The sequence below is a fragment of the Acinetobacter sp. ANC_7511 genome (assembly GCF_056779975.1).
Genome location: NZ_JBWYIY010000001.1, coordinates 18,144 through 39,998, shown reverse-complemented (window position 1 = coordinate 39,998; position 21,855 = coordinate 18,144). Strand labels below are relative to the sequence as shown.

Here is a 21,855-nt window from a genome sequence, read left to right as displayed (position 1 = left end):
CCTTTCAATTGCAACAATCAATGAAAAATGAATAATTTAGAATTGAACTAGACATGCTGAAGTTGAGACAGCATCTGCCAATTCACCGAGTCCTACCAGCTGAAAACCTTCAGCCAGATTATGGGACTCAATGTGATGGCGTTGAGCATTTTCAGCATCAGTGATTCCACGTGCTAGGGCAGCACTTACGCAAACAGGAAGTTTGATATTTAATTTTTGCCACTCTTGTTTGAGACTTCTTTGATCATCTGGCGACCACTGTAAGTTGTTTGCAACTTGAACGCCTTCTTGATAAAAGAAAACTCGAAAAATTTCGCCTTTCGCTTGCAATGATTGTGCGAGTCCTAATGCATGCCAAGCATGGATTGAGCTAGGTGCCGAGGTAATTAGTAATAACGTACTCATTTAAAACTTCGCATAGGGTGATCAAACTGAAAATAGCTTGTTCAGGCTTTTAAACAAAAAGGTAGTATACAATGATTTTAGTGACAGGTGGATTAGGCTTTATAGGTTCACACGTTGTTTTAAGCTTATTGGCACATGGTCAAGAAGTTGTCATTGTAGATAATCTTGCCAATGCGAATTTACAAACACTTGAACGTCTCGAATACATTTCTGGGATGTATGTACCTTTTGTAAAGCTAGATGTTAGAAATACGCCTGCTCTGAATAAAGTTTTTGAGCAGTACTCAATCCGTGCTGTTATACATACTGCAGGATTTAAGTCTTTAGAGGAGTCTCGCTTAAAACCGCTTGAATATTATAATGATAATGTCAGTTGCATTATGAGTCTGATGCGTGCAATGCAACGAACTGGTGTACGAACATTATTGCATCTTTCAAGTATGGCGGTTTATGGCACTTCGAGTTTGAATTTAAATGAAGAACATCCTCTCAATTTTGCCAATCCAAACCCTTATATTAAATCCCAGCAAATGATCGAAGAGATCATCCGTGATACCTCTAAAACGGACGAAGAATGGAGTATTGCGATCCTGAGACTAGCAAATGTAGCTGGTGCTTTTGAACATGGAGTTTTGGGTGAAGTGGTTGCCCCTTTACCTAAAAATATTTTGCCTTTGGTGTTACAAGTCGCAGCCATGCAGCGCGATTCCATTCAATTACAAAAGAATGCCAAGACAAAAGACCAAACGGTTGAACGAAGTTTTGTGCATGTCATTGATGTGTGCGAGGCAGTCATTGCAACTTTAAAGTGGTTATTTAATCAAAGATCAACGTGCGAAGCATTTGATATCGCAGGTCAGCCAAGTTCAATTCAAAACTTGATTAATACTGTAGAAAAAGTGACTGAAACAAAAATTAGAACTGAGGAAACTGATTATGTTTTCCAAGAATTAGATCAAATTGGTTCGAATAGTTTAAAAGCATTAGAATTATTGCAATGGAAAGCACATCGATCACTAGAACAAATGATTGAAGATCAATGGCGATACTATCAAAGCACCTTTAATAATTAAAATGATAATCATTTACATTTATGGTTTTTTTGATTAGCATCAAATCAACGGTGGATCAATTTGAATCAAACATGATTCTTCCAATGAATAGCGAAATATTTGAGGTTGATATGCAAACACGTATAGAACACGACACGATGGGTGATGTAGAAGTACCAAGTGATGCGATGTGGGGGGCTCAAACCCAGCGCAGTTTGCAAAATTTCAAAATTGGCGGTGAGCGACTTCCTCGTGCGATGATCCGTGGTATGGGGCTGGTCAAAAAAGCTGCTGCACTTACCAATGCTGAGTTAAATCAGATTCCTGCTGAATTGGCGAATTATATTGTGGATGCTGCAGAAGAAGTAATCACGGGGCAATGGGACAGTCAATTTCCATTAGTGGTATGGCAAACAGGTTCTGGTACTCAAAGTAATATGAACTGTAATGAAGTCATTGCAAATATTGCGAATCAAAAACTGGGTAATCCGCTTGGAGCACAGAAACCCGTTCACCCAAATGATCATGTTAATCGAGCTCAATCTACAAATGATTCGTTTCCAACAGCGATTCATGTCGCTGCTAGTTTACAGATCAATGAGTTACTGATTCCAGCAGTTCAAGCTTTACGTGAAACTTTACATCAGAAGTCTCAAGAATTTTCAAATATCGTTAAGATTGGGCGTACACATTTACAAGATGCAACGCCGTTAACTTTAGGCCAGGAATTCAGTGGTTACGTATCCCAACTCGATCATGGATTAAAGCGTCTAGAGCAAGCTTTAGAAGGGTTATATGAATTGCCATTAGGTGGTACAGCTGTCGGGACAGGTCTAAATGCTCATCCTGATTATGCTATAAATGCAGCAAAAAAATTGGCTGAGCTTACGGGTTTACCTTTTGTGACTGCACCAAATAAGTTTGAAGCACTAGCAGGACGTGATGCTGCAGTATTTGCTTCTGGCGCACTGAAAACGCTTGCTGCGAGTTTAAATAAGATTGCCAATGATATTCGTTGGTTAGCGAGTGGTCCTCGTTGTGGTTTTGGGGAGATTCGTATTCCTGAAAATGAACCAGGTTCGAGTATTATGCCAGGTAAGGTGAATCCTACTCAAAGTGAAGCTATGACGATGGTTGTTGCGCAGGTTTTGGGTAATGACACGACGATTAATATCGCTGGTGCTTCAGGTAATTTTGAATTAAACGTTTTTATGCCGGTTATTGCTTATAATTTACTGCAATCAATTCAGCTGCTAGGTGATGCATGTAATAGCTTTAATGAGCATTGTGCTGTGGGGATTGAGCCGAACCAAGATAAGATTGATTATTTCTTGCATAACTCGTTGATGTTAGTGACTGCATTGAATCCTGTGATTGGTTATGAGAACGCGGCAAAAGTTGCTAAGACAGCATATAAGGAAGGTAAAACACTTAAACAAGTTGCTGTAGAGCTGAATTTAGTCACAGCTGAGCAGTTTGATGAAGTCGTTGTACCTGAGAATATGGTTTCACCTAATGTGAAGTGATTTTGATTTGCTGAATTTTATGATTTGAAAGTTGATAACATATATTGACAAGCAACTGTCTTTAATATATAGACCAATTATTCATTTCAGAATACTATTTATATAACGACCTTTCATACGTCACTTAAGGCTTTTACAAAGGAGACAATCATGAATAATTATAAAGCTCGTCTAATCCTTGAAGAAGGCTATGGATTAGGTTGAGACTCATTTAAATTTGTGTAATAAAAAAGCATCCATTAGGGTGCTTTATTTTTGAGTAAAATAAAATTGAATTTCTTTTATACTTATCTTCTGATAATTCCATATGTCACTGTAATTGCTTATTTTATATTTATCGTAGAGATAATTTCTTTATTAAGATTAGAAGTAGTAATCAACTCCTTCTCATCTTAATTTTATTAGGTATCACGTTTGTAGAAATATTAATTTGGAAAAGTTTTTTTGAAGATTATAAATTTCTAAATTTTGATATAGAGAATACAGATGGGCAGTTTAAAACAACAGCATTAGTTACGGTTTTAGCAGCTATAGCTGCCGTTTTTGGTTGGATTTTTACTTCAAGGGTGCAAATTATAAACACTATAAGAAGTCATTCAGTACAAGTATTGATGAATAGTAGGAATTCTACTGCGTATATTGCTAAGGTTGATATTGCAACCAAAATAAGAAGGAATTTGGGGAAAGATCAAAACGTAGAGTCGAAAGATAAAGTGCAATTGACTAGAGAAAAATTTAATTCATTGGAAGATGAGGAAAAATCGGCTGTAACATATTTATTAAATTTTTTAGAATTTGTAGCAATTGGAATCAGACATAACAACTTAGATGAAGACTTAATAAAAAGTAGTTTCAAATCAATACTTAAAGCTAATTACAATCCCTTCCAACCTGTAATTGAATATTTAAGAGAGATTGATAGTCCTAAAATTTACAATCAACTCGAAATTTTGCATAAAAGGTGGGAAGAGAACAAAGAACCAGAATGTATCAATTGTAAGCAAGGTATTGATGAAGAAGTTCAGAATAGAAAGAAACATAAATTTAATAATCTTCGGAACATTACATTAACAATTTTAACGGGCTCAGGGTAGCTAATAATGATAGCTATCATGAGATTAATAGAGAAATTAACGAAATATTCAACAGAGGAAGATTTGTTATGCGATAACTGTAAAACATTAAAAAAATAAGTAAAAACTTCATCACATAGTCATGTAATTATTATGAGATTGATTAACTCGTCACAATTGTTAAAATACGCATTGCTTTTAATTGCTGTTGTATCAAAGTTCTTATCTTAGACTTAAGACAGCCAATCTACGGAAATTTTCAATGCTCGATATATATTTAACAGATGTTCAAAAAAATGTTCAATTTCAAGATTATCCAGGTGAACATCCTGTTAAATTTATTCTTAACTTTAAAAAAATCTTCCCAAGTATTATGGAATTACTACTTCCTGTTCTACCTAAAGATGAAAATCTAGAAGACATGACATGGGAATCAACAACAAAAGATTTTGAAACCTTCAAACTGCTACTGACAGGTTGGGGTGTGATTGAACTGCGTCTGAATGCCATTACACAATTCAAAAATCGTGAATTTGCAGATCAGCTAGTAAAAACTGCTCAACAAAAAAGAGCGAAGTTTTCTAAAGAACAACCTAAGCTCAGTACGGTAGATTTAGACTATTTGTTCATGCATGAAGTCCATACGGCGATTGATGCTGAATTAGTGGAGTTAGGTGAAAAATTCTATTTGCCAACCTTACGCTCCCTATGGAAAAACCAAGTATCGGCTCAGGTTCTTGAAGCTAAATTTTAAGCTTACATATGCCAAGAAAAGCCCTCTATCATGGAGGGCTTTTTACTATTGGGTAAAAAAAATACGAATATAATCAAATCTTCGAATTAGGGTTCAAAATGGATAGATGTTGGTCTGATAAATGCTTAATGTAACACTACAACATATTTGATTTGTTGAATATTTAATCTTTGGTTAAGTATTTCTAAAGAATTAAAGGTCATAGTATCGTATTTCCCCGAGGAAATACCAAAGGATTTCAGAAAATGTCGAATCAATTTTTAGACTTAATTCAAAAACGCCGTACGATTTATGCTTTAGGAAAAGCAGTTGAACAATCTCCTGAGTACTTAACAGATCTTATTCAGAATGCGATTAAACAAAGCCCATCATCTTTTAACTCTCAATCTTCACGTGCGGTGATTTTATTTAACGCTGAACATGAAAAGTTTTGGGGCTTTGTGAAAGAGAAGCTAAAGTCATATGCGAAGGACGAGGCGAGTGCAGCAAAAACTTCTGCAAAAATGGATAGCTTTGCTGCAGGCGTAGGCACTGTATTATTTTTCGAAGAAATGGATACAATCACTGACTTACAAGAGAAATATCCTTCGTATGCGGAAAACTTCCCAATTTGGGCGGAACATTCAACAGCAATGGCACAGTTTGCGGTTTGGACAGCTTTACATACAGAAGGTTTAGGTGCAAACCTTCAACATTATAATCCGATTGTAGATGATCAAGTCCAAACTGAATGGGCTATACCAGCTTCGTGGAAACTACGCGCACAATTGGTATTTGGATCTAAGGAAGCTGAAGCTTTCGATAAAGGCTATATTGACGACGCTACACGTTTTAAAGTGTTTAAATAAAATATGGAAAAGCACTCATCGGAGTGCTTTTTTTAAACCTATAAATAGCCTAAGCAATTTTTGTATTTCGAACGTTTTTCCCATGTAATACATAATATAAGACAATGCAAAATATAGTACCAATAGCACTATATAAATAGAGTTGTTGGTAACTGATCAAAACTAAAGCTAAACCTAAGAAATAAGGACCGAATCCTAAACCTGCATCTAAAAAGATAAAGTAAGTTGAGGTTGCAAATCCCATCCGTTCCAAACTAGTACTTTTTACTGCTATTGTTTGGCAAATTGATTGGATATTACCGTATCCTAAACCTAATAATCCTGCGCAAATCAACAAAAGACCCGAACTGTTAGCTTGGCTCAACAAGAAGAATGCAAGTGCCATAATGAGAAAGGCAGGATACATAATTATATTTTCGCCCTTCTTATCCATCAGTGGTCCCGTAATAGGACGAGAGAGCAGAATCGTCAACGCATAAATGAGAAAGAAAAATGATGCTGCTTCAACCAGATCAATTTCTTTGGCATAAAAATTAATAAACGATAGAACACCAGAGTAAAAGAGGGAGCTTACCAATATGATCAGAGCAATGGGTAAGGCGCTCTTTTCAATATATTGAGATAGAAAACTATTTTGAGTATGGGCCTGATCAGGTATAGACGAAACCTGATGCAATTGAGGAACTTGAATAAATAATGCTGTAATTAAACATAAAACTGCAAGGATTGAAGATAGGGCAAAAATAATGTTGTAACTGACATGAAGCATTAGCCAGATTGCCAAAAATGGTCCAATTGCAGTTCCTAAAGTACTACTCATACTGTAGTAACCTATACCTTCACCACGACGAGTTGCTGGAATAATTTGAGCGATCATTGTGCCAAATACGGTGGAGACAACCCCCATCATAAAGCCATGCAAGAATCGAACGATTAATAAAGTTCCAACCTCTAAATGGAGAAAATAAAAGCCTGAAAATATGAGAAATCCAGTCAGTCCGACCAGCATGGTGACTTTAGAACCGAATTTAACGAGGAATTTAGCCACCAATAAACGCCCAATCAGTGTACCCACAATAAAAAGTCCTGATACTAAACCGGCCTGCGCCGTCGTCGCTCCAAGTTCTGCTATCGAAAATCCCACAATGACAATAACAAGAAGATAAAAAGTCAGTACCAATTGAAAGTTAATTAAACTGACCAAAATAAAATTACGTGTCCAAAGAGGCTGATCAACTTGATTTGAGGAAATAGTCATAACTCCTCCACAATATTTAAGCTTTTATCACGCTCTAAAATAGACAAAAACAGCTGAAGTGTCTCAGCACTTTGAGCAATGTCTTCAGGATTTACTTGATTCAAAAACTGTTGTTCAAATTGATCAATCTGAATTGTACAAATTTGATAAAGATCTCTACCTTTTTCGGTTAATTGAATTAATTTTTGGCGTTTATCAGATGATTCTAAAAACTGAATAACATCTAATTTATGTAAAGTATTAATGCGTTTTGCAATTGATGGTTTAGAAACATTGAGTTCATGAGCCAAATCAATTGAAGTGATGGAGTCATGATCATAGATATGATAAATCAACTGCCACATTGAATAGTTCAGTTGGTATTGAGCCAAGATATCATTTAAACGGTCACTAAAGAGTCGCGCACTTCGCAGCAATACGACACGGAATTTGGGAGAGTTTTGCATATAGTTAACCAAGCTAACTAGTTTGTTGGCTTGAATTTACGCTCAATAATTAGACGAATCAAGCGTAATGCACTTATTGATAATCAGGGTACTGAAAATATTAGTTTTTTTGTTTTCTAAAAGTACTTGGTCGAATAGGACGGGTCCCGCGCCAGAGACCACGTTTATTGCGTTTTGCACTATCTTGTAGCGAGATCATATATTTTAATTGCTTTGGATCACGTATGTATTCTTCGTAAACCCACGCACCACCACGCCTCACTAATTCTTCATTCATATTCTTGCGATAGCGGTAGACCACACCCACGCAACGTCCATAACGATCAATATCCGTGATTTTTACACGAACAATTTTACCTTGAACCATTTTCTTAACTAAGCGTTGGGATTCAAGCCCGTAACTTTGATTAGATTCAGGCGCATCTACAAAAGCAAAACGTAATTTAGTTTTAGAACGTCTCAAATTCAAACGATGGCAGGAGAGGGTGTCACCATCACTCACCGCTGTAACACGACACCAATAAGTTTTTCCTTTTTTAAAAGGTTTAAATACTTGAAGAAGATAAATCCATATTTGTCTGAAGATAATAAGAAGTAACAAGCATAAAATTGCCCCAAGCCCAATGAGCCATGATGCAGGGAGTTGATCAAACATAGAAAATACAAGAGAAAACAAGCCTTAATATGATAAATCAACTCGAAGTGAGTGTTTGATTCAATATTGAACAGATGGTGTTGACACAGATTTTCAACTAAATAGCCTAAATTTTATCATCTATCACCGCCACAAATAGCCTAAGCAAAAATTTTATTAATTTCTGAAATTAAATATTCAAACTTTTGATGTGATGCTAATTGTGAATTCCAATAAATTCCCATTTTCATTAAAGGAAATTCAACAGGGAGTTCAGAAATTTTTAAATCTTGAGGTAATTTTAAATTTTTTAAAATACTAAAAGGTAAGGTTAACAATGTGTCAGGATACTCCTTCAAAATTTGTAGTGCTGTTGAGTAATGTTGACAGCGTAAAAAAATATCACGTTGAATATTCAACTTTTTAAAATGTAAATCTTCTATAAGCACACCAGAATGCCTTGATGAAACACCAATATGTTGGGCATGTTTGTATTGTTCTAAATTTTCGATGGTTGTCAAACCACATATGACAAAGCGATCATTCACTAAAGGGTTAAAATAAATTTTCTCATCAACTTTCTGTTGAAGATCGACCACTAAATCAAGTTGCTGTGACAATAAATCTTTTGCCGAATTAGTTCGATCTAATTTGATACTTTGAAACCGTGTCGCTAGTCCTAAATCACGAAAATGACGGATTAACTGCGGAAAAATTAAAGGCTCAATTTCATCATGAATTGCTATACGAATAGATTGAATCGTCAGTGGATCAAAAGATATATGATGAGTCGAGATATGCTGAATTGTGATTAATGTTTCTTTTATTCGTGGATAAATTTGATGTGAAAAGGGTGTCGCAACCATCTTTATACCACTTCGGATAAAAAGATCATCTTTCAATTGTAATCTTAATCGCTGTAAAGCGTGACTGGCTGCAGATTGTGTAATACACATCAAATTTGCGGCTTTACTGATACTTTGATGTTCGTATATCGCAATAAATAATGGATATAGATTGATATCAATGTGTGAAAAAGCGCTCAGATCCACAGATTCCTGATGAATTCTATTCATAAAGTAATATTTAAATAAATCATTTCTTTCATAGTAGGTTTCAAGCTATGTTGATGTAAAGCGTGATGAGAATATAGTTCGAGGGATTAATGTTTCAATTAACGGAAAAAGCTAAACACTTTTATGATTTAGCACAACGCTTTATTCAAGACGAAATAGAGCCTATAGAACAAGAATTTTGGCATAAAGCTCATCAATTAAATTCAAGTGATGATTGGACATCATGGATGTGGCCAGCAGAACTTGAAGTACTCAAACAAAAAGCTAAATCGCAAAATTTGTGGAATCTTTTTTTACCAGACCCAGAATTTGGTCAAGGTTTAACAGTTCAAGAATATGCACACATTGCTGAGTTAACTGGCCGTAGTTTATTGGCTCCTACGGTTTTCAATTGTAATGCGCCAGATAGCGGTAATATGGAGTTAATTTGGCGCTATGGCTCAGAACAACAAAAAGAGCAATGGTTAAAACCTCTCTTAGACGGAAAAATTCGATCCGTATTTTGCATGACTGAACCAGAAGTTGCTTCTTCAGATGCGACGAACATGCAAGCCACTGCTGTAATTGAGGGAGACGAAATTGTTTTAAATGGACGCAAATGGTGGTCTTCGGGTTTAGGCGATCCTAATGCAAAAATCATTATATTTATGGCACATACACCAGACGCAAATAAAGGTCGACATCAACAACATTCAATGGTTTTAGTTCCAGTTGAAACTGAGGGCGTAAAAATTGAAAGAATGTTACCTGTATTTGGTGATTATGATGCGCCACACGGTCATGGAGAAGTAACCTTTAATAATGTTCGTGTTCCAGTCACTCATTTTATTGGTGGAGCAGGTCAAGGGTTTGAGATTGCACAGGGGCGACTTGGTCCAGGACGTATTCATCATTGCATGCGTTGTATCGGTGCTGCTGAGAAATCATTGGAATTAATGATTGATCGTGGAATGCAAAGAAAAGCATTCGGTAAGGAAATTTTGAAACTTGGTGGTAATTTGGAAAGAGTCGCGGAAGCGCGTGTTGCCATCGATCAAGCACGTCTTTTGACCTTATATGCGGCATATAAAATGGATAAACTGGGCAATATGGCTGCACTCACTGAAATCTCTGCAATTAAAGTCGTTGCACCTAGTGTTTTGGAAAAAGTTGTCGATATGGCAATGCAAATTCACGGCGGTGCAGGTTTATCTAGAGATACGCCATTGACAGGTTTTTTTGCACAAGCGCGTGCATTACGTTTGGCAGATGGGCCAGATGAGGTGCATAAAGGCATGATTGCAAAATTGGAACTTGCGAAACGTGGTTTTTCAACTCGTCATTCTCAATAAGATGAGCACTCGATTTAAGGAAGAAATATGTCAGTTATAGATACAGCAGGGCAAGTCAGACGTGGTGAAGAGCTCGATATCGTTTCAGTCACAAACTGGTTAAATCAAAATGGTGTGGAAGTGATTGAGCCTGTAGAAGTTACACAATATTCTGGTGGAGCTTCAAACTGGACATACCGGCTAAAATATAGCAATGCAGATCTGATATTAAGAAGACCACCCGCAGGAACCAAAGCCAAATCTACTCATGATATGGTTCGAGAACATAATGTTCAGAAAGCTTTAAAAGATCTATATCCAGTCGTGCCCAAAATGCTGGCATTATGTCAGGATGAATCTGTACTCGGATGCGATTTTTATGTGATGCAGCGAATCGAGGGAATTATACCAAGGGCAAAGCTTCCACCAGAACTAAAACTCACTGAATTTGATGTGCATCAGCTTTGTATAAATGTTTTAGACAAATTGATTGAATTGCACCAAGTTCCTTATCAAGGAACAGCTCTTGAGCAAATTGGAAAAGGTGAGGGTTACTGCCGTCGTCAGGTCGAAGGTTGGGACAGTCGCTACGACAAAGCCCATACCATCAATGTGCCGACCTTTAAGTTTGTACGAAATTGGCTTAAAGACAATATTCCTGAGGATTCAACCAACTGTATTATTCACAACGATTGGCGTTTTGATAATGTCATTTTGAATCCTCAACAGCCTACTGAGGTCATCGGGGTGTTGGATTGGGAAATGGCGACAATTGGTGATCCACTTATGGATTTAGGATCAGCCTTAGCATATTGGGTTGAAGAAAACGACAATATGATCTTTAAATCGACACGTCGACAACCTACACATCTTAAAGGCATGTTTACACGTAAAGAAGTTGTGGATTATTACCTAGAAAAAACAGGACTAAAGCCATCTAACTGGACGTTCTATGAAGTTTTTGGGATCTTTAGATTAGCGGTCATAGCACAACAAATTTATTATCGTTATTACCATAAACAAACGGATAATCCTGCATTTAAGGATTTTTGGATTGTGATTCATGCATTACATATTCGTGCTTTAAAACTTATAGGTATACAAAAGCTTGAAGCGAATGAAATTGCAAAAACTTATCTCGCAAAATTACAGGATATTCTGCCAAGATGACGACAATATATTTGGTCAGACATGGTCAAGCTTCATTTGGTGCTGAAAGTTATGATCAGCTTTCTCAGAAAGGTGAAGTTCAAGCACGTGTGTTGGGACAATATTTTCAAAAGTTAATACAAGAGCAGCCTTATGTATTAGCTGGCTCGATGAAACGTCATCAGCAGACGGCGGATATCTCTTTGAATGAGTGTTTTCCTGACAGTCATATTGATATCGATCCACATTGGAACGAGTTCAATCATCAACAAGTGTTTGCAAAATATGAACCACGTTTTGCAGATCCTGCATTACTTAAAAAAGATGTTGGTCAAGCGGTAGATCCACGTGCCTATTTAGGAAAAATTTTTGAAGGTGCAATTCAACGTTGGACCAATGGTGATCATCATCATGATTATGACGAAAGCTGGCTTCAATTTCAGCAAAGAGTACTTCAAGGCTTGAACAAACTATGTGTACAACTTGAAAAGGAAAAACCTCGCTATGCCGTAGTTTATACGTCTGGTGGTGTGATATCTGTCGTTGCAGGGCATTTACTTGGTTTAAGTGCAGACAAAACTTTTGCATTGAACTGGGCAATCACTAATACCAGTTTTACCACCTTAAGATTGGTTGGTACAGAACCACAATTACTCAGTTTAAATGAACATCATTATTTAAAAGAACAAGATCGTGATTTGCTCACTTGGATTTGATCAAGGCTATATGCCATAGAGAGAAAATGGAATGAACAAAACTATATTAATTACAGGTGCAAGCTCAGGTATCGGTGCTGGGATGGCACAAGAGTTTGCAAAAAAAGGATATAACCTAGCGATCTGTGCTCGTCGTTTAGAAAGGTTGTATGCTTTAAAAGATGAAATAGAACAACGCTATCAGGTAAAAGTAAGTGCGAAGGTATTGGATGTCACGGATGATGAGCAAGTCTTCCGTGTATTTAAAGAGTTTAAAGATGAGCTAGGCACTATCGATCGAGTTATAGTCAATGCTGGTGTGGGCGAAGGACGTCGTATCGGTAAAGGTAATTTTGCGATTAATAAAGCAACAGTTGAAACTAATTTTATTTCTGCGATGGCACAATGTGAAGCAGCGGTCGAAATTTTTAGATCTCAAAATTCAGGACATTTAGTTGTAATTTCGTCGATGAGTGCTTTGCGTGGTATGCCAAAACATCTTACAGCTTATGCTGCCAGTAAAGCGGGAATTGCGCATTTAGCCGAAGGGATTCGGGCTGAACTTCTTGGAACACCAATTAAAGTTTCAACGATTTATCCTGGTTACATTCGAACTGAAATTAATGAAGGTGCTGGAAAATTACCTTTTGAGGTCGATCAAGCCACAGGATCACGACTATTAGCTGAAGCAATCGAAAAGCAACCAGTCAAAGCATATGTACCAAAGTGGCCATGGTTGCCATTGGGTTTTGCAATGAAGGTTTTACCGCTTCAGCTCGTCAATAAGCTGAGTTAAAATAACGTCTTATAAATCCCACATTTAGTGGGATTTATTTTTAAAGAAATATTTCAAAGCATCTTGTATGACGATTTGCCAAACGGCATATGAATGTCCGCCTATATATTCTTGATAGTGAACATTGTGTCCCTGATCGATTAAATCCTGAGCGACAATCGGAGAGGTTTCTAGAATGCTTAAGCTATTATTTTGTCTCGAATTTTCATAGCTATTGGCTGAAATATACCAATTGAGTTTCTTTGTATTGTCTAATGTTGAAGCTCTGATCAGTTTACTCATACCATTGATTGTATCGTTTGGATCAGATTTCCACCAAAATGAACCAGAAAGTGACACGACGTGACTAATATCATTGGATGTTTTTAACGCCAAATAAGCAGAACTCAGACCACCTAAACTTGAACCCAATAAGACTGTTTTGTTGTGATCACGTTGGTTGGGCAAATGTTGACTCATCCAAGGCAATAATTCTTCTTGAAAAAACTGTGTGTATTCTGGATTGGGGCTAAGTTCTTTAGCACGTAATTGATCATTTGGGTGTCCAACAAAAACAGCCTGTATAGGTGGGAGTTGCTGTTGTTCAACCAACTGATCTAATATCTGGGGAACTTTAACTAAATGCGCATATTGTTCACCATCAAAAAAAATCAGAGTGATATATGATTTTCCGACTTGAGGTGGAGTTGCATAAATCTGAATAAGACGATCATTTCCCAAAACTTTACTTTTCAACACGGAAGAAGTTAATTGTTTTTCACTTTTTTCAGCCATTTGAGTTGGATCAATAAAATTGGGCGCTCGACTGAGTTTTGCGATATTTTCATTCCTCAGCGTGGTATTCGTTTTTAAGGCAATGTTTTTAGAATCAAACCACTTATGAGGATTGAAAGGGTCGAGTTGTTGTACCTTTAAAATAGATCGACGCTGATCTCGTGATTCTTTTAAATTTGGGTTTAAATGTGGACAGTAATTTGATAAATATCCATCGATATTCGGTGAATCCACAGCAAAACTATAACTTCCGATAAATCTTGAATCGACAATACTTTCTTTAAACCAAATATCAGTACCTTTAAGTCGAGTTAACCACTCATGATCATTACTCGGACCACCGATTAATCGCACATTGTGTTTTGTACCACGATATAAATAAATGACACGTTGGTGTGTTTCATTAAAATCTTCAATTATTGGGGTTTGATTTTTACGAATTTCCGACCAAAATTGATCGAGGAGATGATTTTTTTGATCAGGATACATCTGAATCTGTTTTTGGATTTGTTGAAGCACCTTACTTTTAGCATCCATATCCTCACATACAGGGGCATAGGATTGAGTGCTGACTTGTAATGAATGATTTACAGAGAGATCAGCACTTACTGCGGAACTCACTAACATCAATATACAAAAAAATTTGATAGGATGATTCATGGATTTTAGCTTTGAATTAATTATGTAAATGATAATTATTTTCAATAATAAATAGCAATGAAAATATCAAAAAATCGTTTAAAATAGGAAATATCAAAACCTAAAATCAAATACATGTTTCTTAAATTAGCGACAATCGCACTCATTCCAGCTTTACTTGTGCAAGGTTACCAAGTCAAGAAAAATACACCTCGTTTAGCAGAAGCTTTGGGGGAAAGAAATGGTTTGGTTGGTAATGGCCCTCAAATATCAATTTTAATTTTAGGTGATTCAGCTGCTGCTGGTGTGGGTGTGCAATTTCAAGAAGATGCGCTAAGCGGAACATTGTTACAAGAACTAAGAGATCATTTTCAAATTCGCTGGTCATTAATTGCAAAAACTGGAAATCGTACTTCAGATGTAATTCGAACTATACAGGCTATTAATAACGATCAGTTTGATATTGTAGTAACTTCGATAGGGGTCAATGATGTAACACAGCTCATCTCACCACAAAAATGGATCTGCCTACAAGAACAATTATATTCACTGATCGCTGAGAAATTTTCACCCAAGCTCATTATCGCGACTGGAGTTCCACCGATGAATGAGTTTCCTGCATTACCAAATCCTTTAGCTTGGTTGTTTGGAAAATATGCCCATCAAATGAATGTTGAATTGGAAAATTGGATTGAACCACAACCAAAATTTGAATTGGTTAAATATGATTTGGATGAGTATAAACAACTCAATTTGAAGATGGCTGAGGATGGATTTCATCCAAGTAAAGAAATCTATCAGCTTTGGGCAAAAAAAATTAGTTCGATTATTCAAAATCACTGTAGATCGAAAAGTTAGACCGAAATTTGATATGAGTGATATCGAAACACATCCACTTGAGCCATTTGTACCTCAACAAGCCAAATTGCTCATGCTTGGCAGTTTTCCTCCGCCGAAAGCAAGATGGAAAATGGATTTTTATTATCCGAATTTTCAAAATGATATGTGGAAAATATATGGGTTGATCTTTTTTCAAGACTCTCATTATTTTCTAGACCGTGAAAATAAACAATTCAAAGAGCAAATGCTGAAAGATTTTCTAAATGAGTTGGGCATTGCAATATTTGATACAGCCTATCAAGTACGGCGTTTGAAAGACAATGCCTCAGATCAATTTCTAGAAATCGTTACACCGACAGATATGTTTCTATTGCTTAAAAAAATTCCATATTGTCGAGATATTATGACCACAGGTGATAAAGCAACTGAGACCTTATTAAAGTCAATGAATGCGTCTGTACACACTAAAGTTAAAATGGGTACAGTCGTGGATCTGCAATTTGATAACAAAGATATCCGAATTCATCGTATGCCATCTTCTTCAAGAGCTTATCCTTTAGCTCTTGAAAAGAAAGCCGAATACTATCGTGAACTTTTCCAGTCAATTGGATTAATTTAACAACCTGTTAAAGTCAATCGAGATGCTTATTACACATCATAATCTACATAATCCCACAAGTTTAAACGTGATTTAATTTCTTTACGAATATGTGGAAGCATATTGAGTAGAGTACCATCAATCCATAAAGATAATGCTTGAGCAGATAATTCTTGTCCTTCTTCATCAACTAAGCGGGCACCCTTCACAATCACGAGCGTTTGTTCTGAGACAGAGGTTTCAATGCCTTTGAAAAAAACTTGTAACTCATGACCATTGTCTAAAATTAACCAAGCCAAATCAATTTGAACATTATGGTTAGATTTTAACGTGATAGAACCTTCAACTAAGTCTTCATCAGTAAGGCAATCATAATCAACACTAATTTTAGCTAAATACCATTCATGCTGAGATAAATCTTCAAGTGATAAAAAAGGGGTGAGTATGTCGTTCAGATTATACTGTCGACTAAGATCAAAAAATTGCATGGGAGTAGAGTAGAACCAAGGGTTCAAAAAATAAAACGTGAATAATAATGCAATTTATCCTGGTTGTACAAACCAGTCACAACAAAGAATTTACATCATCCATTCGATTGGGAGATAGGACAAAGACTTGAACATAAATCTCTGAAAACGAGTCGTTTCAGGGTCATGATCATGTATTAACTTTTCTTCACCTCGTTGTTCTTCCCATCTTAAGTTTTGATGTGCATCCAAATGTAGTTGATAGGCAACTTTGGGAAGATTTTCATCTAAAGATTGAGATATCTCTGTTTTAAAATCGGCTGACTCAATGATCAATCCAAGTTCAGTATTCAAATACGCTGAACGTGGATCAAAATTGAATGTTCCAATAAAAACTTTATCATCTACAGTAAAAAATTTAGCATGAAGACGCGACGCATTTTTTCCTTTCGCAGGAATAACATTACCCGTCATAATTTCATACCAAGTCCGATCAGACCGTTCAATATAAGGTTTAAACTCGTAAAGTTTTACATCTGACCTTAAGAGTGGGGTTCGATATTTTTGATAAAATGCATGAACAATCGGGACATCATTTGCAAAATATGAGTTTGTTAAAACTCGAACTTTGACATTCTGCTCACTCAATTGTTTGAGGAAAGACTCACCATGAACAGTAGGAACAAAATAGGCAGACACCAAGTTTATTTCTTGAGCAGGTTTCCCCATAATGGATTTGAACTGATTAAACAGCAGTTCATGAGATTGAGCTTTCGCTCTGATTTTATTGGGGCTGTCTGCAACAAAATGAGCTTTAGACCAACGAATAGGATGTTTTTTTAAATTTTCTTCTAAAAAACGTTCTGCTTGATCAATACGTTTTTTAGTTTCAGCACCTTGAAAATTTTGCTTGGTTGAATAATGCGATCTTAAATACGCTAATTCTTTTTGAGACTGAGGAATTATTTGCTGAATATTATAACTCAGCTCATCATTCCAAAATTGGTGAAACACCGTGTTTGCAGCTGAAACTGATTGCCCTGCAAATAAAATATCCATATCCGCGAATTGAAAATTGTCACTGGCATCAAAATATTCATTACTGATATTACGCCCCCCAGTAACAGCAATCGCTCCGTCAGCAATAATCAGTTTGTTATGCATTCTATGATTGACTTTATTAAAGCGAAACACATAATCCAAAACTCTAAAGCTGCGAAATTTGTAGGGATTAAATAGCTTAATTTCGATATTAGGATGTTTAGACAATGCACTTAAGGTCGAGTCTAATTGAGTGCCATTTTGATCATCAATTAACAGTCGAACCTTCACATTACGATCAGCTGCTTTGAGTAGGTCAGACAATAAATGCTGACCTATCACATCATTTTCCCAGATATAGTACTGTAAATCGATCGTATGATTTGCTTCACGTATTAAATGAACACGTGAAGCCATACTCATAAAAGGATCATGAAGTGGTAAAAATGCAGTTAAACCTTGTTCAATATTGCGTTTTGTTTCTGGTGTATTACTGAGCCAAAGTGCGGTATGAGGTTGGATTGGGGCTTGTTTTATACTTGTATTCATCGCCAAATTACATCCAGTTAAAATAAAGAATGTGAGTAAACACAATATATGTCGCAACATAAGCATCAAAGCTGTCGTTCCTAAATCTTATTATTCAGTTGTATGGCTATAATATCATCAATCAAATAGTTGAATGTTTTTATCAAAAGCGGTTACTGTAACTTATCTGTTAAATCTTAATTTACAAAGGAAGTTTTCATCATGAAATCTCGTGCAGCGGTGGCATTCGGTCCAGGTCAGCCATTACAAATTGTTGAATTAGATGTTGCTCCACCACAAGCTGGTGAAGTATTGGTGAAAATTACGCATACAGGTGTTTGTCATACTGATGCATTTACACTTTCTGGTGAAGACCCAGAGGGCGTATTCCCTGCGGTACTTGGTCACGAAGGTGCAGGTATTGTGGTTGAAGTTGGTGAAGGCGTGACCAGTGTAAAACCAGGTGATCATGTCATTCCACTTTATACTGCAGAATGTGGCGAATGTTTGTTCTGTAAATCAAATAAAACAAACTTATGTGTCTCTGTACGTGCCACTCAAGGTAAAGGTGTTATGCCTGATGGAACGACTCGATTCTCTTATAACGGCGAACCTATTTACCATTATATGGGGTGTTCAACATTCAGTGAATACACAGTTGTTGCCGAAGTATCGTTAGCAAAAATTAATCCTGAAGCAAACCCTGAACACGTTTGTTTATTGGGTTGTGGCGTGACGACTGGTATTGGTGCGGTTCACAATACTGCAAAAGTACAGGAAGGTGATACTGTTGCTGTGTTCGGTTTAGGTGGTATTGGTTTAGCAGTTGTTCAAGGTGCTAAACAAGCCAAAGCTGGCCGAATTATTGTAGTGGATACTAATCCAGAAAAATTTAAATTGGCTGAGCAGTTTGGTGCTACAGATTTCCTCAATCCTAAGGACTATGATCAACCTATTCAACAAGTCATTGTAGAGATGACTGGCTGGGGTGTTGATCATTCATTTGAGTGTATCGGTAATACAAACGTAATGCGCTCAGCGCTTGAATGTGCACACCGTGGTTGGGGGCAATCTGTCATTATCGGTGTGGCTGGTGCAGGTCAAGAAATCTCAACTCGTCCATTCCAATTAGTGACTGGACGTAAATGGATGGGTACAGCATTTGGTGGTGTAAAAGGTCGTACTCAATTACCAAAAATGGTTGAAGATGCGATGAAGGGTGACATTCAATTAGAACCTTTTGTTACTCATACTATGGGGCTAGAAGACATTAATAAAGCCTTTGACTTAATGCACGAAGGTAAATCAATCCGTACAGTTGTACATTTTTAATTGGGCAATAAAAAACGGGCGATATGCCCGTTTTTTTGTTTTTAAGCGGTAGCTTTCAAAACTTCTGCAATTGATTCAGCCACATAATCAATATTATTCAAGTTTAATCCTGCTGCGCACATACGGCCACTACGGACTAAATAAATACCATATTTATCTTTCAAAATATCCACTTGTTCGCCAGTCAAACCTGTATAACTGAACATACCTTGTTGTTTTACTAGATAGCTAAAGTCACGTTCAGGCAGAGCCGCACTCAATTTAGCATTTAACAATTCACGCATTTTAATAATACGTTCACGCATTTCTTGTAATTCAGCTTGCCATTGAGCAGTTAGATCTGCGTTGTTTAACACGTTTTCAACCAACAATGCACCTGTGCTTGCTGGACTAGAATAAATACGGCGTACAGTTGCTTTTAATTGTCCAAGCACTTTTTGAGCAGTAGCTTTATCATCACAGACAAATGTTAAGCCGCCGACACGCTCACCATACAGTGAGAAGATTTTTGAGAATGAATTACTCACAATGAAATTCATACCTGATTTATCTAAAGCACGAATAAGGTATGCATCTTCTTCAAGACCTTTACCGAAACCTTGGTAAGCGATGTCAAGGAATGGAATAAGATCATTCGTCTTAAGTACTTCGATCACTTGATCCCATTCTGCTGGCGTTAAATCTGCACCAGTTGGGTTATGGCAGCAAGGATGAAGCAAAACAATACTTTTTGCTTTTAGTGTTTTTAATTCCTCAAGCATTGCTGGAACGTTAACGCCATTTGTATCAGCATCAAAATAAGGATAGAAATGAGATTGGATACCAGCGCCATTAAAAATTGCGATATGGTTATCCCAAGTTGGCTGACTTACCCAGATATCTGACTCAGGGAAATATTTTTTCAAAAAATCAGCACCAACTTTAAGTGCACCTGAGCCACCAAGTGTTTGAATCGTGACAGCACGACCATCTTTACGCGCTTGACTATCAGGACCTAAAACTAATGCTTGAGTCGCTTCGTTATAAGATTTCAAACCATCCATTGGTAAATAAAGTTTAACTTTATCGTTGCTCGGTTCAATATTTTTGTACGCAGCTTTGACCGCATTTAACTGAGGTACAATACTGTCTTCGTTATAATATAGACCAATACTCAAATTCACTTTTTGAGTACGCTCATCTTTACTATATTCTTCCATAAGTGAAAGAATAGGGTCACCTGCATAAGCATCTACATGATGAAACATGGTCTAAATTTCCTAAAATGTTCAAAGTAAAAAGTTTAATCGGATAATATATATAATTTCCGCACGATCACAAGATCGAATTACAGGACTAATTTTTATAAAACTCAATACTTTTACTTATAACCGAATTTTTTTGATTGTCTTTAATTTACTGAATTATATAAATAAAAATTAAACTAACACCAAAATACAAACTCTACTGTTAGAATTTGAATCACATTTTTAAAGCTATTTGAGTATATATATGCGACTAAATGCTGAGATCACCAAATCAAATGCGAATCAACGTCAACCTGCTCTTGTTCTGATTCATGGTCTTTTTGGTAGTTTATCGAACCTCGGCATGCTCGCGAGAGCATTTCAGGAAACGCATGATGTCATCCAAATTGATTTGCGTAATCACGGTTTATCACCTCATTCTAATCAAATGAGTTATCAACTCATGGCGCAAGATGTTGTAGAAACTTTAGATGATATGAATGTGCAACAATTTCACATCATTGGTCATTCGATGGGGGGGAAAGTTGCCATGCACTTAGCAAACCTTGTACCACATCGAGTAGTTAAGTTGATTGTACTTGATATGGCACCCGTCGCTTATCAAAAATCTCATCATGATCAAATTTTCAAAGCTTTAGAAGAAGTTCAAAAAGCTCAAGTTGTTTCAAGAAAGGAGGCAACCGAGTTGATGCAGAAATATATTAATGAAATTGGCGTTATTCAATTTCTGCTCAAATCTTTCCGCAATGGACATTGGCTATTCAACTTAGATGCACTTAAACAACAATATTTTCAGATTTTGTCATGGGAACGTCTTAATCCACAATCGAATGAAACTTTGTTTTTAAAAGGAGAATTATCCGATTATATTAATCTCGAGCGTGATAACGATCTTATTCGGTTCCAATATCCTAAAGCTAAATTTGTGACGATTGATGGCACTGGACATTGGTTACATGCAGAAAAACCAAGTGAGGTGATCAAAAACATTAAAGATTTTTTATAATAAATTAATAATAAGTTTAGATTATTTTTATATTATTCAACACCTACTTAATATAAGTAGGTATTTTTTTAATTAAAATCGGAATTATTTAATTCTAAGATGTCGAATTATCAAATAAATTCATTATTGTGTCGTATTTCATTATTTTTTATGCATTTTGTCTATTTAATATTCACAAGTGATAAAAATTATGTATCATGCAGAAATGGTATTTGTATTAATTTAGTCCATTTAAGTGTTATTATTATCACGTATTTTAAAATTAATGATGATTAATAATCATTATTAACTAAATTTAAATACTGATTAATTAAATTCTAAATTTTTACGCTGATTTTTGTATTCGTCATTTTGATGGGTT

22 protein-coding genes are annotated in these 21,855 nt (G+C 36.2%); 13 read left to right on the top strand and 9 right to left on the bottom strand.

Translation table 11 applies throughout. The features are described from left to right. Positions 1–36: 36 nt before the first annotated feature. Entirely contained in the window at positions 37–405 is a 369-nt protein-coding gene (gene tusD / locus AC1M9L_RS00180) for a sulfurtransferase complex subunit TusD (protein ID WP_481590977.1), read from the bottom strand. Positions 406–476: 71 nt separating this feature from the next. On the opposite strand from tusD, the gene AC1M9L_RS00175 reads away from it, so the two are divergent. The 5 genes from AC1M9L_RS00175 to AC1M9L_RS00155 all read left to right on the top strand — a co-directional run bounded on the left by AC1M9L_RS00175 (position 477) and on the right by AC1M9L_RS00155 (position 5,658). Next, the gene (locus tag AC1M9L_RS00175) at positions 477–1,478 is read left to right on the top strand and encodes an NAD-dependent epimerase/dehydratase family protein (RefSeq protein ID WP_481590976.1); all 1,002 of its coding nucleotides are present in this window, start codon (positions 477–479) and stop codon (positions 1,476–1,478) included. A 110-nt stretch (positions 1,479–1,588) separates the two neighbouring features. After that, the gene (fumC, locus tag AC1M9L_RS00170; RefSeq protein WP_481591124.1) at positions 1,589–2,983 is read left to right on the top strand and encodes a class II fumarate hydratase; all 1,395 of its coding nucleotides are present in this window, start codon (positions 1,589–1,591) and stop codon (positions 2,981–2,983) included. A 269-nt stretch (positions 2,984–3,252) separates the two neighbouring features. Continuing rightward, positions 3,253–4,077 carry a DUF4760 domain-containing protein gene (locus AC1M9L_RS00165; RefSeq protein ID WP_481591123.1) on the top strand — a complete coding sequence of 275 codons (825 nt, stop codon included), beginning with the start codon at positions 3,253–3,255 and terminating at the stop codon, positions 4,075–4,077. A gap of 241 nt (positions 4,078–4,318) precedes the next feature. Continuing rightward, a complete protein-coding gene (locus tag AC1M9L_RS00160; RefSeq protein ID WP_035267803.1) occupies positions 4,319–4,810 on the top strand; it encodes a hypothetical protein in 492 nt (163 codons plus the stop codon). A 245-nt stretch (positions 4,811–5,055) separates the two neighbouring features. Then, positions 5,056–5,658, top strand: coding sequence for a nitroreductase family protein (locus tag AC1M9L_RS00155; RefSeq protein ID WP_481590975.1), 603 nt, complete (start codon positions 5,056–5,058; stop codon positions 5,656–5,658). Between the two features lie 49 nt (positions 5,659–5,707). Here the strand turns inward: AC1M9L_RS00155 and AC1M9L_RS00150 are convergent, their stop codons facing one another. The 4 genes from AC1M9L_RS00150 to AC1M9L_RS00135 form a co-directional block, all read right to left on the bottom strand. Continuing rightward, the gene (locus AC1M9L_RS00150) at positions 5,708–6,916 is read right to left on the bottom strand and encodes an MFS transporter (RefSeq protein ID WP_481590974.1); all 1,209 of its coding nucleotides are present in this window, start codon (positions 6,914–6,916) and stop codon (positions 5,708–5,710) included. After that, the gene (locus AC1M9L_RS00145) at positions 6,913–7,362 is read right to left on the bottom strand and encodes a MarR family winged helix-turn-helix transcriptional regulator (protein ID WP_481590973.1); all 450 of its coding nucleotides are present in this window, start codon (positions 7,360–7,362) and stop codon (positions 6,913–6,915) included. Before AC1M9L_RS00145 ends, AC1M9L_RS00150 begins: the two co-directional genes overlap by 4 nt. A gap of 100 nt (positions 7,363–7,462) precedes the next feature. After that, complete coding sequence (locus AC1M9L_RS00140) at positions 7,463–8,017, bottom strand: thermonuclease family protein (RefSeq protein WP_035267796.1); 555 nt, start codon at positions 8,015–8,017, stop codon at positions 7,463–7,465. 140 nt (positions 8,018–8,157) lie between these two features. Beyond that, the gene (locus AC1M9L_RS00135) at positions 8,158–9,072 is read right to left on the bottom strand and encodes a LysR family transcriptional regulator (protein WP_481590972.1); all 915 of its coding nucleotides are present in this window, start codon (positions 9,070–9,072) and stop codon (positions 8,158–8,160) included. A gap of 89 nt (positions 9,073–9,161) precedes the next feature. Here AC1M9L_RS00135 and AC1M9L_RS00130 point away from each other — a divergent pair, with 89 nt between their 5' ends. From AC1M9L_RS00130 to AC1M9L_RS00115, 4 genes are read left to right on the top strand one after another with little or no spacing between them, the layout of a single operon-like run. Next, positions 9,162–10,403, top strand: a complete 1,242-nt coding sequence (locus AC1M9L_RS00130) for an acyl-CoA dehydrogenase family protein (RefSeq protein WP_481590971.1) — start codon at positions 9,162–9,164, stop codon at positions 10,401–10,403. A 27-nt stretch (positions 10,404–10,430) separates the two neighbouring features. Next, positions 10,431–11,552, top strand: coding sequence for a phosphotransferase family protein (locus AC1M9L_RS00125; RefSeq protein WP_481590970.1), 1,122 nt, complete (start codon positions 10,431–10,433; stop codon positions 11,550–11,552). Next, positions 11,549–12,247 (top strand): histidine phosphatase family protein, encoded by a 699-nt coding sequence (locus AC1M9L_RS00120; RefSeq protein ID WP_481590969.1) that lies wholly within the window; start codon positions 11,549–11,551, stop codon positions 12,245–12,247. The genes AC1M9L_RS00125 and AC1M9L_RS00120 overlap by 4 nt, the downstream gene beginning before the upstream one ends. A 31-nt stretch (positions 12,248–12,278) precedes the next feature. After that, positions 12,279–13,022 (top strand): SDR family oxidoreductase, encoded by a 744-nt coding sequence (locus tag AC1M9L_RS00115; protein WP_179997992.1) that lies wholly within the window; start codon positions 12,279–12,281, stop codon positions 13,020–13,022. Positions 13,023–13,046: 24 nt separating this feature from the next. On the opposite strand, the gene AC1M9L_RS00110 is transcribed toward AC1M9L_RS00115, so the two are convergent. Next, positions 13,047–14,423, bottom strand: a complete 1,377-nt coding sequence (locus tag AC1M9L_RS00110; protein ID WP_481590968.1) for an alpha/beta hydrolase-fold protein — start codon at positions 14,421–14,423, stop codon at positions 13,047–13,049. 147 nt (positions 14,424–14,570) lie between these two features. Between AC1M9L_RS00110 and AC1M9L_RS00105 the strand changes: the two genes are divergently transcribed. After that, complete coding sequence (locus AC1M9L_RS00105; protein WP_481587907.1) at positions 14,571–15,293, top strand: SGNH/GDSL hydrolase family protein; 723 nt, start codon at positions 14,571–14,573, stop codon at positions 15,291–15,293. A gap of 13 nt (positions 15,294–15,306) precedes the next feature. Further along, positions 15,307–15,894, top strand: a complete 588-nt coding sequence (locus AC1M9L_RS00100; protein ID WP_481587908.1) for a uracil-DNA glycosylase family protein — start codon at positions 15,307–15,309, stop codon at positions 15,892–15,894. Between the two features lie 29 nt (positions 15,895–15,923). On the opposite strand, the gene AC1M9L_RS00095 is transcribed toward AC1M9L_RS00100, so the two are convergent. Then, positions 15,924–16,361, bottom strand: a complete 438-nt coding sequence (locus AC1M9L_RS00095) for a hypothetical protein (RefSeq protein WP_481587909.1) — start codon at positions 16,359–16,361, stop codon at positions 15,924–15,926. Positions 16,362–16,451: 90 nt separating this feature from the next. After that, positions 16,452–17,930 (bottom strand): phospholipase D family protein, encoded by a 1,479-nt coding sequence (locus AC1M9L_RS00090; RefSeq protein WP_481590967.1) that lies wholly within the window; start codon positions 17,928–17,930, stop codon positions 16,452–16,454. Positions 17,931–18,131: 201 nt separating this feature from the next. Between AC1M9L_RS00090 and AC1M9L_RS00085 the strand changes: the two genes are divergently transcribed. After that, entirely contained in the window at positions 18,132–19,241 is a 1,110-nt protein-coding gene (locus AC1M9L_RS00085; RefSeq protein WP_092766302.1) for an S-(hydroxymethyl)glutathione dehydrogenase/class III alcohol dehydrogenase, read from the top strand. 41 nt (positions 19,242–19,282) lie between these two features. Here AC1M9L_RS00085 and AC1M9L_RS00080 read toward each other — a convergent pair whose 3' ends face one another. Further along, the gene (locus AC1M9L_RS00080) at positions 19,283–20,488 is read right to left on the bottom strand and encodes an amino acid aminotransferase (protein WP_481587911.1); all 1,206 of its coding nucleotides are present in this window, start codon (positions 20,486–20,488) and stop codon (positions 19,283–19,285) included. Between the two features lie 244 nt (positions 20,489–20,732). Here AC1M9L_RS00080 and AC1M9L_RS00075 point away from each other — a divergent pair, with 244 nt between their 5' ends. Continuing rightward, positions 20,733–21,494 (top strand): alpha/beta fold hydrolase, encoded by a 762-nt coding sequence (locus tag AC1M9L_RS00075; protein ID WP_481587912.1) that lies wholly within the window; start codon positions 20,733–20,735, stop codon positions 21,492–21,494. Positions 21,495–21,855 lie beyond the last annotated feature (361 nt).

Excerpts from the sequence above, each read along its gene's own strand:
- AC1M9L_RS00115 (WP_179997992.1), top strand. The coding sequence starts at position 12,279 with ATGAACAAAACTATATTAATTACAGGTGCAAGCTCAGGTATCGGTGCT.
- fumC (WP_481591124.1), top strand. The coding sequence starts at position 1,589 with ATGCAAACACGTATAGAACACGACACGATGGGTGATGTAGAAGTACCA.
- AC1M9L_RS00175 (WP_481590976.1), top strand. The coding sequence starts at position 477 with ATGATTTTAGTGACAGGTGGATTAGGCTTTATAGGTTCACACGTTGTT.
- AC1M9L_RS00120 (WP_481590969.1), top strand. The coding sequence starts at position 11,549 with ATGACGACAATATATTTGGTCAGACATGGTCAAGCTTCATTTGGTGCT.
- AC1M9L_RS00085 (WP_092766302.1), top strand. The coding sequence starts at position 18,132 with ATGAAATCTCGTGCAGCGGTGGCATTCGGTCCAGGTCAGCCATTACAA.
- AC1M9L_RS00135 (WP_481590972.1), bottom strand. The coding sequence starts at position 9,072 with ATGAATAGAATTCATCAGGAATCTGTGGATCTGAGCGCTTTTTCACAC.
- AC1M9L_RS00105 (WP_481587907.1), top strand. The coding sequence starts at position 14,571 with ATGTTTCTTAAATTAGCGACAATCGCACTCATTCCAGCTTTACTTGTG.
- AC1M9L_RS00100 (WP_481587908.1), top strand. The coding sequence starts at position 15,307 with ATGAGTGATATCGAAACACATCCACTTGAGCCATTTGTACCTCAACAA.
- AC1M9L_RS00130 (WP_481590971.1), top strand. The coding sequence starts at position 9,162 with ATGTTTCAATTAACGGAAAAAGCTAAACACTTTTATGATTTAGCACAA.
- AC1M9L_RS00110 (WP_481590968.1), bottom strand. The coding sequence starts at position 14,423 with ATGTTAGTGAGTTCCGCAGTAAGTGCTGATCTCTCTGTAAATCATTCA.
- AC1M9L_RS00075 (WP_481587912.1), top strand. The coding sequence starts at position 20,733 with ATGCGACTAAATGCTGAGATCACCAAATCAAATGCGAATCAACGTCAA.
- AC1M9L_RS00160 (WP_035267803.1), top strand. The coding sequence starts at position 4,319 with ATGCTCGATATATATTTAACAGATGTTCAAAAAAATGTTCAATTTCAA.
- AC1M9L_RS00140 (WP_035267796.1), bottom strand. The coding sequence starts at position 8,017 with ATGTTTGATCAACTCCCTGCATCATGGCTCATTGGGCTTGGGGCAATT.
- AC1M9L_RS00125 (WP_481590970.1), top strand. The coding sequence starts at position 10,431 with ATGTCAGTTATAGATACAGCAGGGCAAGTCAGACGTGGTGAAGAGCTC.
- AC1M9L_RS00080 (WP_481587911.1), bottom strand. The coding sequence starts at position 20,488 with ATGTTTCATCATGTAGATGCTTATGCAGGTGACCCTATTCTTTCACTT.
- AC1M9L_RS00150 (WP_481590974.1), bottom strand. The coding sequence starts at position 6,916 with ATGACTATTTCCTCAAATCAAGTTGATCAGCCTCTTTGGACACGTAAT.
- tusD (WP_481590977.1), bottom strand. The coding sequence starts at position 405 with ATGAGTACGTTATTACTAATTACCTCGGCACCTAGCTCAATCCATGCT.
- AC1M9L_RS00145 (WP_481590973.1), bottom strand. The coding sequence starts at position 7,362 with ATGCAAAACTCTCCCAAATTCCGTGTCGTATTGCTGCGAAGTGCGCGA.
- AC1M9L_RS00095 (WP_481587909.1), bottom strand. The coding sequence starts at position 16,361 with ATGCAATTTTTTGATCTTAGTCGACAGTATAATCTGAACGACATACTC.
- AC1M9L_RS00090 (WP_481590967.1), bottom strand. The coding sequence starts at position 17,930 with ATGAATACAAGTATAAAACAAGCCCCAATCCAACCTCATACCGCACTT.
- AC1M9L_RS00155 (WP_481590975.1), top strand. The coding sequence starts at position 5,056 with ATGTCGAATCAATTTTTAGACTTAATTCAAAAACGCCGTACGATTTAT.